Source organism: Ruegeria sp. AM4 (assembly GCF_056540665.1).
Window position 1 is genome coordinate 53,123 of the sequence record NZ_JBQFXD010000011.1, and the last position, 12,717, is coordinate 65,839.

Genomic DNA, 12,717 nt, shown 5'->3' on the forward strand with positions numbered 1-12,717 from the left:
CCTTCTACGGGATCAGCATGGCGCGATCCGATGCGAAGTGCGACCCGTTTCTTGCGCTATCAGACTCCGGGCTTGTAGGGATAGCGTTCAGCTTCTTCCGGTGGCGCCACTTTCTCCATCGTGTTGATGCTGACATGCGGCCAACGGATCAGACCGGGCTGCTGACCAAATTTCGGGAAGAAATCCAGCCCCACATTTTGCAGATACATCATCATCAGCTTTGGCTCTTTCCCGACGCCAGGCTCATCCAGTTCCATGATCCAGAAAATCGAATCCATAACCGCCGCATCCGCCTGTTTTTCGATGAAGGGGATGTTGACGATACCGGCTTTCTCAAGCTCGGTATTGAAGGGCAGCACCGTAGTTCTCACCACATTGTTGGGAACGCCCAGTTCCAACAGCTGATGCGGATGAACCGGGTTGAAGCCCTCGAATTGTGGGTGCGTGATGTTGCCCTTGAACGGGTTGTCGTTGAAATGTTTGTAGGGCGTCAGATAGCCGCTGTTGAGGTCCTTGGTTGCACCCTCTGGCAAACCATCCACCGCTGGTATCGTCGGCGGGCCGTTGATGACTTGCGCCTGTCCCAATCCCAGCAGAGAGTTGCCGTGCGGGATTGTCCCAAGCCGCGCCACATCCAGTTCGCTGGTGGTGAAATTCGTCATATGCAGGAACAGGCCGGGCTCGTGGTGGATCGGCAGATCTGCCGGACCTGCCTTTCCGCTGACGGGGTTGTCCTCGGCCGCGAGCTGCGCGATCGATTGCTGATAGTCCAGCGTAACAACGAACTGATCGGTGTCGAAGGACGGGTTGCCCGTCGATGGATCCGGGCGTTCGATCCCCCGGTTCGGCACCGCCTTGTCGACTGTGGTGAATTGCAGCGTTTCTTCGTACTGGTTGACCAGAAGGCGGTAGTTGATCCGACTGCCCGGCTCGGTCGCAAAGGGCAACGCAATCATGTTCCAGCCACGCCCGCGCGTGCCTTCTGCGTTCTTCCATACGCCCGGCAAAAGCTTGAGTGGGCCGAGGTCATCGTCACCTTGATGTGCCAGTTCAACAGACCGGTGAAGGGACTGCATCTTTGCGGCAAGATCTGGGTTCGCCATGAGTAAACCTTTCAATAGGAAATAAGAAAACAACCCGCCGTCGCGGGCAACTAAGCGCTGAAATACAAACTGATACGCGCCTCAGGATTGTAACACAGAATTGCCTTACCCTACGTAAAGCGCTAAAGGCTGCGTCCCGTTGAGCAGAATCCCGCTGGTTAAATACCGCACGCCAACTGCTTGCCCTGCGCGACAATACATGCATACGTCCCCGCATGGCCAAACAGCTAGGATATCACCAGATCCGCGAGATCTTTGCACGGTTTCATGACGCCGACCCCGAACCGAAGGGCGAGTTGGAGCATGTGAACGTCTACACTCTGGTCGTGGCGGTGGCACTGTCTGCGCAAGCGACCGATGCAGGCGTAAACAAAGCGACGCGGGCATTGTTCAAGATCGCCGACACGCCGCAAAAGATGCTTGATCTGGGCGAAGAGGGGCTGACCGAACATATCAAAACCATCGGGCTGTTCCGGCAAAAGGCCAAGAACGTGATAAAACTCAGCCGCATTCTGGTCGATGATTATGGCGGCGAAGTGCCCAATTCCCGCGCCGCCCTGCAATCGCTGCCCGGTGTCGGGCGCAAGACCGCCAATGTGGTTCTGAACATGTGGTGGCGGTATCCGGCGCAGGCCGTTGATACCCATATCTTTCGCGTCGGCAACCGGACCGGCATTTGCCCCGGCAAGAACGTGGACGCTGTCGAACGCGCCATCGAAGACAACATCCCGACCGACTATCAGCTGCATGCACATCACTGGCTGATCCTGCATGGCCGTTATCACTGCAAGGCACGCAAACCGCAGTGCCCGACCTGTATCATCCGCGATCTCTGCGAATTTGAGGATAAGACTCTATGAAAACCTACCAATTGACTGGCATCGGTAATGCCGTTGTGGACGTGATCTCCCAGGCCGATGACAGTTTCCTGGAATTGATGGGCATCGAAAAAGGCATCATGCAGCTGATCGAACGCGATCGCGGCGAGGTCCTTTACGGTGCGATGGAAGGACGGGTGCAGACGCCGGGCGGGTCGGTTGCAAACACGATCGCAGGGGCCGGAGCGCTGGGTCTGGACGCGGCGTTCATCGGACGTGTGCACGATGACGCTTTGGGCCGGTTCTACGCGGATGCGATGAACGAGGATGGCGTCGATTTCGTCAATCCCCCGGTGCCCGGGGGTGAATTGCCGACATCGCGGTCGATGATCTTTGTCTCACCCGATGGTGAGCGGTCGATGAACACCTATCTGGGCATCTCGTCCGAGCTTTCGTCGCAGGACGTATCGGCCGATGTGGCTGGCAATAGCCAGATCATGTTCCTCGAGGGCTATTTGTTCGACAAGGAAAAAGGCAAGGCGGCTTTTCTTGAGGCGGCGCGCAACTGCCACAAGGGCGGCGGCAAGGCCGGTATCGCCATTTCCGACCCGTTCTGCGTCGAGCGTCACCGGGTCGATTTCCTGCTGCTGATCGAAAACGAACTGGATTTTTTGATCGGCAACGAAGCTGAGATCAAGTCGCTGTTCGAAACCGACGATCTGGAAGAGGCATTGGCAAAAACCGCCGCGATTTGCCCTCTGGTCGTGTGCACCCGCTCTGGCGACGGCGTCACCGTTCTGAACGACGGCCAGCGCACGGATGTTGCCGTGGAAAAGGTGGTGCCGGTGGATGCGACCGGCGCAGGCGACCAGTTCGCCGCAGGGTTCCTGTTTGGCATGGCCACAGGCCGCGACTTTGAAACCTGTGCCCGCATCGGCAATGTCTGTGCCCGCGAAGTCATCAGCCATATTGGCCCAAGGCCGGAGGCGAACATGCGCGAGCTTCTGCGCGCCGAAGGACTGCTTTGAGGCCAATGTGTCAAATGCTGCTCAATGGATAAATGTCGGCTTTGCAATCAACTGTCAGGCACAATCACGCGAGCAACTATTAAGAACAACATTGACCGCACTATCAAAGTATGCATGCATCAACTGGATTGCCGTGGCGACTTCTAGTCGAGTGCACGAAATTGAATTTATTGAATAAACGCCGGGGACGTGCATTGCTCTCATTTTGTACGGTGTTTATTTGGCTCGGGAGCCAACAGGCATATGCATATCTGTCAAATACACTCGGGTATGAAGGTAGTGGGCAGGCTTTCCCAGCAGAAATCGAAACTGGGGCACTAGCCGAGGACGCTGCTTCTGAGCAGATGATTTTAACAGCTTCTTCCAATGAAACTAATCTCGCTGAGTGTTACGGCGACGAATTGGAAGTCTCTTTGCGTACAGTGATTGATGCTGACGGTAATGTACTTGAGCGTACGGTTTTCGCGTTCCCTAACCCGAGTGGCTGGCTGGTAACTGTCCTCGGAACCGGCGGGCAGCTTTTGAATTTCCTGCCCTGCCAAATCGAACCGATAAATGCAACTGGCCTTTGGGGCGGTTTCATTGATCCTAGGCTGAGTCACGGGAAATTCAGCATAGCAGGCATCGAGGGTGTGCGCGTCAGATCTGTAAGGTTTTCCTCGCCTGGAACAAAAGCTGCCGAAGACAGCGAAACCCGGCGGAATGGCACCATTCTAGCAGAAGGTGTCGAGGTATCTGATGGGTTTGTTAGGCGTTCGGGGGAAAATGCTACTCCAATTTCCGGAGGTTGGCTCTTCCCAGAAAGCTATACATCACCGATTGGAACGCGGATAAGGATTGGCTGCGGAAGTAGGACTTGTTCTGTGCAGTACCGTATGAGGCAGAACCTTCAGGTCCGTTACGAACTTTGGATAGAAGGCAACTCCGCACCTCCAGATTGGATCTTGATCGATCAATACGTGCGCGAAGTCATAGTTAGCTGGATTGAGCAGAACTGATTGTGCCCTTTTAAGCAGACATCTGGCTCTTGAGAGTGAATGGCAGGTTTGTCCGCACAGCGACCATTCTTCAAGCCTTCCAGTATCGCTTCGCAGAAGGTGACGGAATTGTCCGCGATCCAGAATACGCTCAACAAAGCGAACCGTAGTCAAAACTCGAGTAAGAATCCTCGAAAGGCCTCTACCACACGCGCATAAACATCACGTTTGAAGGGCACGATCTCTTCGATCAGCCGGTTCGGCTCCTGCCACTTCCAATGTGTAAATTCGGGATGGTCCGTTTCAATATTGATCTGATCGTCGCGGCCGGTGAACCGCAGCAGATACCATTTCTGTTCCTGCCCGCGATAGCGACCTTTCCAGATTTTGGGTACGATATCGTGGGGCAGATCGTAGGGCAGCCAACCGTCGGTTTCGGCGACGACCTCGACCAGATCGGCAGTAACGCCTGTTTCCTCCCACAGTTCTCGCAAGGCTGCATCGCGCGTGTCTTCGCCCTTGTCCACGCCGCCTTGGGGCATCTGCCAGGCATCTTTGTGGCGGTCATTGCGCTGGCCGACAAATATCTTCCCGTCGGCATTCATCAACATCAGCCCGACGCAGGGGCGGTAGGGCAGTTTGGCAATTTCTTCGGGGGTCATGTTCGGCCTCGTGCAAGTGGGGTGGCACGTCTCTACCAAGCCCCGGGCCCGGCGCAAAGAGTTTGACGTTAGGTTTCGCGTGACAACGTTGACGCGAAGGTCAATCTAAGCGGCAAATACGCGAGGGAGAGTTCGTCATGACTGCGTACCCAAACATGCTGGCCCCGCTGGATCTGGGCTTTACCACGCTGAAGAACCGCGTGCTGATGGGCTCGATGCATACAGGCCTTGAGGAAACCGGCGACTGGAACCGGGTGGCCGAGTTTTATGCCGACCGAGCGCGCGGGGGTGTGGCACTGATGGTCACGGGCGGCATTGGTCCGAACCTCGAAGGCTCGGTTCTGCCCGGCGCGTCGATGATGACCAATGACCAAGAGGTCGCGAACCACTCCATCGTCACGCGGCGCGTGCACAAAGCAGGTGGCAAGATCGCCATGCAGATCCTGCACGCGGGTCGATATGCCTATGGTCCCAAATGCGTTGCGCCCAGCCCGGTGAAGTCTCCAATTTCGCCGTTCCCGCCGCATGAGCTGGACGAAGAAGGCATCGAAAAGCAGATCAGCGACATTGTCAACGCCGCGGTGCTGGCGCAGCAGGCCGGTTATGACGGGGTCGAGATCATGGGGTCCGAGGGGTATTTCCTCAATCAGTTCCTGGTGACCCACACGAACAAACGCGCCGACCGTTGGGGCGGGTCGTATGAGAACCGGATGCGATTGCCGATCGAGGTGGTACGCCGTACGCGTCAGGCGGTCGGCACCAACTTCATCATCATCTACCGCCTGTCGATGATTGATCTGATCCCCAACGGCTCCACCCATGACGAAGTTGTGCAACTGGCGCAGCGGATCGAACAGGCCGGGGCTACGATCATCAACACCGGCATTGGCTGGCACGAAGCCCGTATTCCGACCATCGCCACGAGCGTACCGCGTGCGGCATTCGCGTGGGTGACGCAAAAGCTGATGGGCAAGGTCGGGATCCCGTTGATCACATCGAACCGGATCAACACACCCGAAGTGGCCGAAGAGGTTCTGGCAACGGGCTGTGCCGATATGGTCTCACTGGCGCGACCGATGCTTGCAGATGCGGATTTCGTCAACAAGGCCATTGCCGGTCAAGGCGCACGCATCGCACCCTGTATTGCCTGCAACCAGGCCTGTCTGGATCACACTTTCGGCGGCAAACTGACCTCATGCCTTGTGAACCCGCGTGCCTGTCATGAAACAGAGTTGGTAATCGGCAAGGCCGAGACACCGAAGAGCGTCGCCATCGTCGGCGCTGGTCCCGCCGGATTGTCCACCGCAATGACCGCAGCCCAGCGCGGCCACAACGTGACCCTTTTCGACCGCGCGCCAGAGGTCGGCGGCCAGTTGAACATGGCCAAACAGGTGCCAGGTAAAGAGGAGTTCTGGGGCCTCGTCGACTGGTATCGCACCATGATGTCCGATCTGGGCGTGCAGGTGGAACTCAACCGCGAGGTGAAGGCCGACGACCTGACCGGCTATGACGAGGTGATCATCGCCACCGGTGTTACCCCGCGCGACCCGCAAATTCCCGGGCAAGAACGCGAAAATGTCCTCAGCTATGTCGATGTGTTGCGTGGCAAGGCTGCCGTGGGACAGTCCGTTGCCGTCATCGGCGCTGGTGGGATCGGATTTGATGTGTCGGAATTCCTGCTGGAAGACGGTCACAGCGTCACCACCGACCTGCCCGCATGGATGAAGGAATGGGGCGTCACCGACCCGGCCGAGCACCGCTCGGGCCTGGCCCCGGAAGGCCCGCAACCTCAGGCCCCGGCGCGGCAGGTCACCTTGCTGCAACGCAAGGCGCAGCGGCACGGCAAGGGGCTGGGCAAAACAACCGGCTGGATTCACCGCGCGACGCTGAAGATGAAGAATGTCGAGTTTGTCGGCGGCGTGAACTATGAGCGGATCGATGACGACGGGTTGCATATCAGTTTTGGTGAAACGCGCGAAAACCCGCAGGTGGTGGCAGCGGATACGATTGTTCTGTGCGCAGGACAGGTATCTGATCGCAGCCTTGCCGACGACCTTATCAAACTGGGGATCGAACCGCACGTGATCGGCGGCGCCGACGTGGCCGCCGAGCTGGACGCAAAGCGCGCGATCAATCAGGGCACGCGGTTGGCGGCCTCACTATAAAGCGACAACTACATTGGCATTGAGGGAAGCCGTCTCAATTGAGGCGGCTTTTTTGTGCCGCTTGACTCAAATGGTAACAATATACATATGTACGCCCATGAGACGTAATATAGAACGCACCCAGACGGGGATTCGAATCGAGAAGCGTTTGCTGAAAGTCCTCAAGGGACTGGCAGAGTCGCTGGACATGACGCTTGGCGATCTGATCGAAGGTATCGCCCTGCACAGTTTTGAAAACAAACCGGCGTTTTCCGAAGAGACGCTTAAAAAGATCAAACAGCTCAAAAATGTCTACGACCTCGACTGGACAGCGGAAGACAGCCACCGTTTCAAGGAGGACGAGGAATGAGCGCCGACATCACCCGCGCGTTCGAGGCACACGCCATAGACAACTCGACATTCGGGCATGCCGAACATGTGCGGGTCGCATACGATCTGCTGCACAAGTATGACTTCATTGATGCCGCCGCGACGTACGCCAAAGGAATCCGCGCGCTGGCTGCGAAGGCAGGCGCTCCGGACAAGTTCAACCTTACGATCACCTACGCGTTCATGAGCCTGATTGCAGAGCGCCTTGCCACTACCAAAACCGACGATTTTGAAGACTTCATTCTGGAAAACCCCGATTTGATGACCAAGACTGTGCTTAACCAATGGTATTCAAATGAGCGGTTGAACTCGGGCCTGGCGCGCGGGGTATTTCTGTTGCCCCCAGCTGCATAGTTAATTCGGCGGAACGGCCACGCAGCCTATTCCACTGTAATTGTTATCACCTCGGACACAATCGGCGTGGCGTGCGGCACGTGGCCGGCATCGCCCAGCACCAGTTGCAGCGTATGCTCGCCCGGCGCCAGGTCCAGCGTGACCTCGGTCTGACCACCGCCGAAATGAAGGTGATTGTCATCTGACGGCAACCCATAGGCGAGTTCATCCGCGCCGTCCTCACCTTCGCCCAAAGGTGGGCGGTCGACCAGAAGATGGTGGTGCCCGGTATTTTCCTTCTCGGTCCCTGCAGGGGCCACGCCCATACCGCTGAGGCCAAAGACGACTGTGACTGGCGATGTCACGGTGTCGCCGTCCGACAGGTTCACGAAATAGACCTTCGCGTCGGGGTTCGACGGTGTTTCGCCTCCGGCCATTGCAAAACCGGCCATCAGGATCATCGCCAGGGATGTCAGAATTGTTTTCATCTTCTCCTCCGTGGTCACAAAAATGCCATTCTCAACATAGCACATTTCAGGCGATTGCCTGAAATCTCAGCATTTTTATAAGCCCAAATCGTGCTGGGTCGGTGTTTTCGGCGTTTCCCAGTCGCAAACGATCCGATTCAAAACCCTGATATTATCCCATGTCTGCCCAGTTCTCGCCCAGATTGATCGCGAAAGTGAGACAACGAACAGAAGACCTGGGGAACGAGAATGGATCGACTGACCGAAATGGAGGCCTTTTCCAACGTGGTGGACCAGGGTGGCTTCACCGACGCGGCCAAGAAGATGGGCATCTCCAAATCGGCCGTGTCCAAGCACGTGTCGAGCCTTGAGGCGCGATTGGGTGCAAGGCTGCTGAACCGGACAACGCGCCGGGTATCACCAACCGAAATTGGCTTGGCCTATTATGACCGCGCGCGCCGTGTCCTGAACGATGCAGGCGAGGCTGACGCGCTAGTCACGTCGATGCAGTCGGCACCATCTGGTCTGCTGCGGATCAGCGTGGCCACGGATTTCGGGGTGAACCACCTGTCGCCGGTTCTGTCGGACTTTCTGTCCGCCTATCCCGAGATCACCGTGAATATGGTGCTGAACAACCGCTATGTGGAACTGATTTCCGAAGGGTTTGACGTGGCCGTGCGCATTGGCGAGTTGGAGGACAGCACCCTGCGCGCCCGCAAGCTGACCGAAACGGTCAAACGCATGGTCGCATCGCCGAAATACATCGAACAGTTCGGTCATCCGCAAAAGATCGACGACCTGAACGAACACAAGCTGCTGCATTACTCGAGCCAGTCGTCCGGAAATGTCTGGCGACTGACAGCCCCTTCGGGTGAAAAACGTCAGGTTCGCACCGCTGGCTGGCTGAGCGTGAATGACGGGCAATCTCTGCTGAATGCCGCCATCTCGGGCCTCGGTATCGCCTATTTGCCCAGCTATCTTTATGCCGACGCGTTGAAAACCGGCGAAGTTGTGGACGCAATGCCGTCGCTGCCGGACGAGGTTCAGGGCGTCTTTGCAGTCTACCCACCGGGGCGGTTTACTCAGCCCAAAGTACGCGCGTTCATTGATTTCCTTGTCGAGTCCTTCTCCGAAAAGGGACCGATGAACTGGTAAGATTCTCCCTACGGTAAACTAACGGCCTGCGTTGAATTTCGCGGGCCTCTTTTTTATGTGCGAAAGTTAAGCGTACAAAAAGGCGCTGCCGGGTGTCGTTCGCCTCAAGCGACCGCAATGAGCCCGCTGCGGAGGTTCAGGTAGGGTCTGAAAAGGATGTGTTGGACCCCGCACGTAAGATTGCGGATCGAAGGCACTTAATTCAATACACACGGTTGTCTTGAAAAAGCTTGCAACATTTTTTGCGCTGTAATCTGAGTTAACGGCAAGTTGCAATTGATTGTCCACCCACATCCAATGTAACCACATCGCGGATTTTGGGGAAACAACATGACCGACCGACAAGGCGATCCGCGCCACCTTGAAACGCTTGATCGTGACCTGGATCGACTATCGAGTCTTGAACGGGCCACAAGTTATGTTGGACGGCCATTGGTCGGGCCCGGTATTTCGCTGGTTTTTGTCGTCCTAGCTGGGCTGGCGGCGATGTTGTTGTTTGGACAAACCAACAACTCAATGATTGTTGTCGTGGCAGCTTGTTTCGGCGCTTATATGGCGCTGAACATCGGTGCAAATGATGTTGCCAACAACATGGGTCCGGCGGTTGGCGCAAATGCACTGAGCATGGGTGGAGCCATTGCGATAGCGGCTGTATTCGAAAGTGCAGGAGCGCTTATTGCCGGTGGAGATGTGGTTTCAACTATCGCGAAGGGCATCACCGAGCCTGAAAGCATGGCCACAGCCGAAGTATTTATCTGGGCAATGATGGCAGCGCTCCTCTCTGCTGCGCTGTGGGTGAACCTGGCAACTTGGGTTGGTGCACCAGTATCCACAACCCATTCTGTCGTTGGCGGAGTGATGGGCGCGGGCATCGCTGCGGCCGGTTTTTCCGCGGTCAACTGGTCGACCATGAGTGCGATAGCAGCCAGTTGGGTGATTTCACCTGTCCTAGGTGGCTTGATTGCCGCGCTATTCCTGGCACTGATCAAATCGCGGATCATCTATCAGGACGACAAAATTGCCGCGGCACGCAAATGGGTACCTGTACTTGTTGGCATCATGGCCGGTGCGTTTGCAACTTATCTTGCTTTGAAGGGTCTAAAGAAGATCATCAAGATTGACCTGCCAACCGCACTTCTGATCGGTGTTGTTGTCGGTGGCATCATCTGGGCGGCAATGGTCCCTGTCATTCGCAAGCAATCACAAGGTCTGGAGAATCGTAACAAGTCTTTGAAAGTCCTATTTGGGATTCCCTTGATTGTTTCTGCGGCTTTGCTGAGTTTTGCGCATGGTGCAAACGACGTAGCCAACGCAGTAGGCCCTCTTGCAGCGATCGTGCAGGCCTCAAAGTCCGGCAACTTTACCGACGCTATTACCATCCCCGTTTGGGTGATGGTTATCGGCGCATTCGGTATATCGTTCGGCTTGTTCCTATTTGGTCCGAAACTCATTCGAATGGTTGGCAGCCAGATTACGAAGCTGAACCCAATGCGTGCTTATTGTGTGGCTCTTTCAGCAGCGATCACGGTCATCATAGCAAGTTGGCTAGGCTTACCCGTAAGCTCGACCCATATTGCTGTAGGCGGTGTTTTTGGCGTCGGATTTTTCCGTGAATGGGATGCCGAGCGTCGTATTCGAAAGGCCCGAATTGCCATGCCATCTCGCCCTGTCTATGCCCCTGAAGAACGGCGCCGTCGCAAACTCGTTCGCCGGTCTCACTTTATGACCATCATTGCGGCATGGGTGGTAACGGTGCCTGCCGCCGCCATTCTCTCAGCGATTATCTTCTTTGTGATTACCTTTGGAATGGGGCTTGTTTAGAAAGCTCTGTGATTGAGCGCCTTTCGCCGCGGTGTTGATCGAACGCAGTAACTTAAGCTTCGTGCGGTTCCGCTCGATCGAATAAAGGGGTGAGACAATGACTGCACGAAAGTGCGTTTCGCCCGCAAGGAAGTCACGAAAGAATTTATGGCGAATGAGGGTGGCCTTGCCGCAATGAATGGCTGCTTTCGATGACTTGACGGTCTCAAGGTCCGACCGAGCATTTCGAAGGGCACATCACTGCATCCAAGAGGTTGAGCCTTTTTGTCCGCCTCACCGGTCGCCCCTGAATGTGAGCGGTCCAAGAAATTTGGGGAAGCGATCCGCCACCCTTCCTTTGAAAGGCAGTATCAGGGTCAGTTGACCAGCAGAACGGCCTCGACCCTACGGTTGGTATCGCGGCCTTCGGGGGTCGCGTTCGACGTGATCGGCGCCAGGTATCCAACGCCTTGCGCCTCAATGCGATCGGCGGCGATTTCATGTGCATCGATCAGTCGGGTCCGAACCGCCTGCGCACGTTTCGTGCTGACCGCAGTATTGGCCTGAAGGCTACCGGTATCATCCGTGTGCCCAACCAGAGCCAGTCTGACCTGCGGATTTTCGGCCAGGTAACCTGCGAGGAGTTTCAGCGACGCAAATGGCCCCGGACCAAGCGCTACCTCGCCTGTTGAAAAGTGCAGATCGTCCAGGATCACATGCCCGTCGCGTTGCAACACCCGCAAAACGTCGCCCGGATCGCTGACCGCGTCCTCAACCACCAAAGGCGGCGGCGCGGACGCGGCAACCGGACTCACCCGGATCAGCTGAATGAAACCATCAGGCGGGTTGCGGCTGATCAACAGGCTCAGCACATCCTCGCCGCGTGTGGCGGACAGAAACCGATAGTCCTGAATGGCCACATACATATCGGGGGTCGGAACCACCTCGGTCCCGAAGCGGAAATCGAACCCGCCGCAGGCACGCGCCTCGCATTCGAACAGAATGTCATAACCCTGCGCCTCAAGTTGGGTGCGCAGCGGGGCGAGGATTTGCAGCGTCGTGCTGGACCCGGATTGCAATCGCCAAGTCGTGCGCTCGACGCGACCTTCGACGGTGCGGGCTGGCACCGCATCGTCGGTATAAACACCCGTCGGCAGGTCGTAGCTGTCCAGCGGGCTGATCCGCTCGCTGATCTGGCGCGCGTTGTTTGGCAGGCTCAGGTCTTGCGCAATAGCCGCTTGGGCCAGCAGGACGAGGCAGAGCGACAGCGGCCGGATCATCGGGATTGCGCGTGGTATTCGGGGTTCGGCACCATGCCCGTTGCGCTGGCCACCCGGTTGGTCATGTTGAAAAATCCGACCACATTGGCGATATCCCAGATGTCGCGGCCAGAGAAACCCGCATCCCGCAGTCTTTGACGATCAGAGTCCTCAATCTCGGCACTGCCCGTTGTCATTTTGGCGGCAAAGTCCAGCATGGCACGCTGCCGCACGTCCAGAGGTGCAACGCGATAGTTCATCACCAGCATCTCACCCAATTGCGGATCACCCGACAATTGCCTGACCGCGGCGCCGTGGGCAACCAGACAATAGTAGCACTTGTTGATCGATGACACGACCACCGCAATCATCTCGCGTTCCAGTTTCGACAACCCACTGTCGGCCAGCATCAGGTCGTTATACATCGTGGTGAAAGCGTTCAGCTTGTCGATGTCGAAGGCATAGGCCTTCAGCACATTCGGCACCATGCCCAGTTTCTCGACACAGATGTCGAAATATTTCTGTGTCTCAGGCGGCAACGGATCCACCATGTGCAAATTCAGCGCGGTGGGCTTGGTCTG

General features: G+C 56.6%; 13 protein-coding genes. 8 read left to right on the forward strand and 5 right to left on the reverse strand.

The window, feature by feature from the left end; translation table 11 throughout:
- Window positions 1-59 precede the first annotated feature (59 nt).
- The gene (locus tag ACR0JA_RS17880; protein ID WP_480577990.1) at window positions 60-1,103 is read right to left on the reverse strand and encodes a heme-binding protein; all 1,044 of its coding nucleotides are present in this window, start codon (window positions 1,101-1,103) and stop codon (window positions 60-62) included.
- A 215-nt stretch (window positions 1,104-1,318) separates the two neighbouring features.
- On the opposite strand from ACR0JA_RS17880, the gene nth reads away from it, so the two are divergent.
- The 3 genes from nth (at window position 1,319) to ACR0JA_RS17895 (ending at window position 3,947) form a co-directional block, all read left to right on the forward strand.
- Window positions 1,319-1,963 carry an endonuclease III gene (nth, locus tag ACR0JA_RS17885; protein ID WP_480577993.1) on the forward strand — a complete coding sequence of 215 codons (645 nt, stop codon included), beginning with the start codon at window positions 1,319-1,321 and terminating at the stop codon, window positions 1,961-1,963.
- The gene (locus tag ACR0JA_RS17890; protein WP_480577995.1) at window positions 1,960-2,949 is read left to right on the forward strand and encodes an adenosine kinase; all 990 of its coding nucleotides are present in this window, start codon (window positions 1,960-1,962) and stop codon (window positions 2,947-2,949) included. The genes nth and ACR0JA_RS17890 overlap by 4 nt, the downstream gene beginning before the upstream one ends.
- A 161-nt stretch (window positions 2,950-3,110) precedes the next feature.
- Window positions 3,111-3,947, forward strand: coding sequence for a hypothetical protein (locus tag ACR0JA_RS17895; RefSeq protein WP_480577997.1), 837 nt, complete (start codon window positions 3,111-3,113; stop codon window positions 3,945-3,947).
- A 149-nt stretch (window positions 3,948-4,096) separates the two neighbouring features.
- On the opposite strand, the gene ACR0JA_RS17900 is transcribed toward ACR0JA_RS17895, so the two are convergent.
- The gene (locus ACR0JA_RS17900; protein WP_480578000.1) at window positions 4,097-4,588 is read right to left on the reverse strand and encodes an RNA pyrophosphohydrolase; all 492 of its coding nucleotides are present in this window, start codon (window positions 4,586-4,588) and stop codon (window positions 4,097-4,099) included.
- 137 nt (window positions 4,589-4,725) lie between these two features.
- On the opposite strand from ACR0JA_RS17900, the gene ACR0JA_RS17905 reads away from it, so the two are divergent.
- From ACR0JA_RS17905 to ACR0JA_RS17915, 3 genes are all read left to right on the forward strand, one after another.
- Window positions 4,726-6,753, forward strand: a complete 2,028-nt coding sequence (locus ACR0JA_RS17905) for an FAD-dependent oxidoreductase (RefSeq protein WP_480578002.1) — start codon at window positions 4,726-4,728, stop codon at window positions 6,751-6,753.
- 97 nt (window positions 6,754-6,850) lie between these two features.
- Window positions 6,851-7,102 carry a hypothetical protein gene (locus ACR0JA_RS17910; RefSeq protein ID WP_480578005.1) on the forward strand — a complete coding sequence of 84 codons (252 nt, stop codon included), beginning with the start codon at window positions 6,851-6,853 and terminating at the stop codon, window positions 7,100-7,102.
- Complete coding sequence (locus tag ACR0JA_RS17915; RefSeq protein WP_480578008.1) at window positions 7,099-7,476, forward strand: hypothetical protein; 378 nt, start codon at window positions 7,099-7,101, stop codon at window positions 7,474-7,476. Before ACR0JA_RS17910 ends, ACR0JA_RS17915 begins: the two co-directional genes overlap by 4 nt.
- 26 nt (window positions 7,477-7,502) lie before the next feature.
- On the opposite strand, the gene ACR0JA_RS17920 is transcribed toward ACR0JA_RS17915, so the two are convergent.
- Window positions 7,503-7,943, reverse strand: coding sequence for a DUF4399 domain-containing protein (locus ACR0JA_RS17920; RefSeq protein WP_480578011.1), 441 nt, complete (start codon window positions 7,941-7,943; stop codon window positions 7,503-7,505).
- A gap of 228 nt (window positions 7,944-8,171) precedes the next feature.
- On the opposite strand from ACR0JA_RS17920, the gene ACR0JA_RS17925 reads away from it, so the two are divergent.
- Window positions 8,172-9,077 (forward strand): LysR family transcriptional regulator, encoded by a 906-nt coding sequence (locus ACR0JA_RS17925; RefSeq protein ID WP_480578014.1) that lies wholly within the window; start codon window positions 8,172-8,174, stop codon window positions 9,075-9,077.
- A gap of 330 nt (window positions 9,078-9,407) precedes the next feature.
- Entirely contained in the window at window positions 9,408-10,898 is a 1,491-nt protein-coding gene (locus tag ACR0JA_RS17930) for an inorganic phosphate transporter (RefSeq protein WP_480578017.1), read from the forward strand.
- Between the two features lie 356 nt (window positions 10,899-11,254).
- On the opposite strand, the gene ACR0JA_RS17935 is transcribed toward ACR0JA_RS17930, so the two are convergent.
- On the reverse strand, window positions 11,255-12,157 hold the full coding sequence (locus tag ACR0JA_RS17935; protein ID WP_480578020.1) for an OmpA family protein: 903 nt from the start codon (window positions 12,155-12,157) through the stop codon (window positions 11,255-11,257).
- Window positions 12,154-12,687 carry a peroxidase-related enzyme gene (locus ACR0JA_RS17940; protein WP_480578273.1) on the reverse strand — a complete coding sequence of 178 codons (534 nt, stop codon included), beginning with the start codon at window positions 12,685-12,687 and terminating at the stop codon, window positions 12,154-12,156. The genes ACR0JA_RS17935 and ACR0JA_RS17940 overlap by 4 nt, the downstream gene beginning before the upstream one ends.
- Between the last annotated feature and the right edge of the window lie 30 nt (window positions 12,688-12,717).

Excerpts from the sequence above, each read along its gene's own strand:
- ACR0JA_RS17915 (WP_480578008.1), top strand. The coding sequence starts at position 7,099 with ATGAGCGCCGACATCACCCGCGCGTTCGAGGCACACGCCATAGACAAC.
- ACR0JA_RS17890 (WP_480577995.1), top strand. The coding sequence starts at position 1,960 with ATGAAAACCTACCAATTGACTGGCATCGGTAATGCCGTTGTGGACGTG.
- ACR0JA_RS17905 (WP_480578002.1), top strand. The coding sequence starts at position 4,726 with ATGACTGCGTACCCAAACATGCTGGCCCCGCTGGATCTGGGCTTTACC.
- ACR0JA_RS17940 (WP_480578273.1), bottom strand. The coding sequence starts at position 12,687 with ATGGTGGATCCGTTGCCGCCTGAGACACAGAAATATTTCGACATCTGT.
- ACR0JA_RS17900 (WP_480578000.1), bottom strand. The coding sequence starts at position 4,588 with ATGACCCCCGAAGAAATTGCCAAACTGCCCTACCGCCCCTGCGTCGGG.
- ACR0JA_RS17880 (WP_480577990.1), bottom strand. The coding sequence starts at position 1,103 with ATGGCGAACCCAGATCTTGCCGCAAAGATGCAGTCCCTTCACCGGTCT.
- ACR0JA_RS17930 (WP_480578017.1), top strand. The coding sequence starts at position 9,408 with ATGACCGACCGACAAGGCGATCCGCGCCACCTTGAAACGCTTGATCGT.
- nth (WP_480577993.1), top strand. The coding sequence starts at position 1,319 with ATGGCCAAACAGCTAGGATATCACCAGATCCGCGAGATCTTTGCACGG.
- ACR0JA_RS17910 (WP_480578005.1), top strand. The coding sequence starts at position 6,851 with ATGAGACGTAATATAGAACGCACCCAGACGGGGATTCGAATCGAGAAG.
- ACR0JA_RS17920 (WP_480578011.1), bottom strand. The coding sequence starts at position 7,943 with ATGAAAACAATTCTGACATCCCTGGCGATGATCCTGATGGCCGGTTTT.
- ACR0JA_RS17935 (WP_480578020.1), bottom strand. The coding sequence starts at position 12,157 with ATGATCCGGCCGCTGTCGCTCTGCCTCGTCCTGCTGGCCCAAGCGGCT.
- ACR0JA_RS17925 (WP_480578014.1), top strand. The coding sequence starts at position 8,172 with ATGGATCGACTGACCGAAATGGAGGCCTTTTCCAACGTGGTGGACCAG.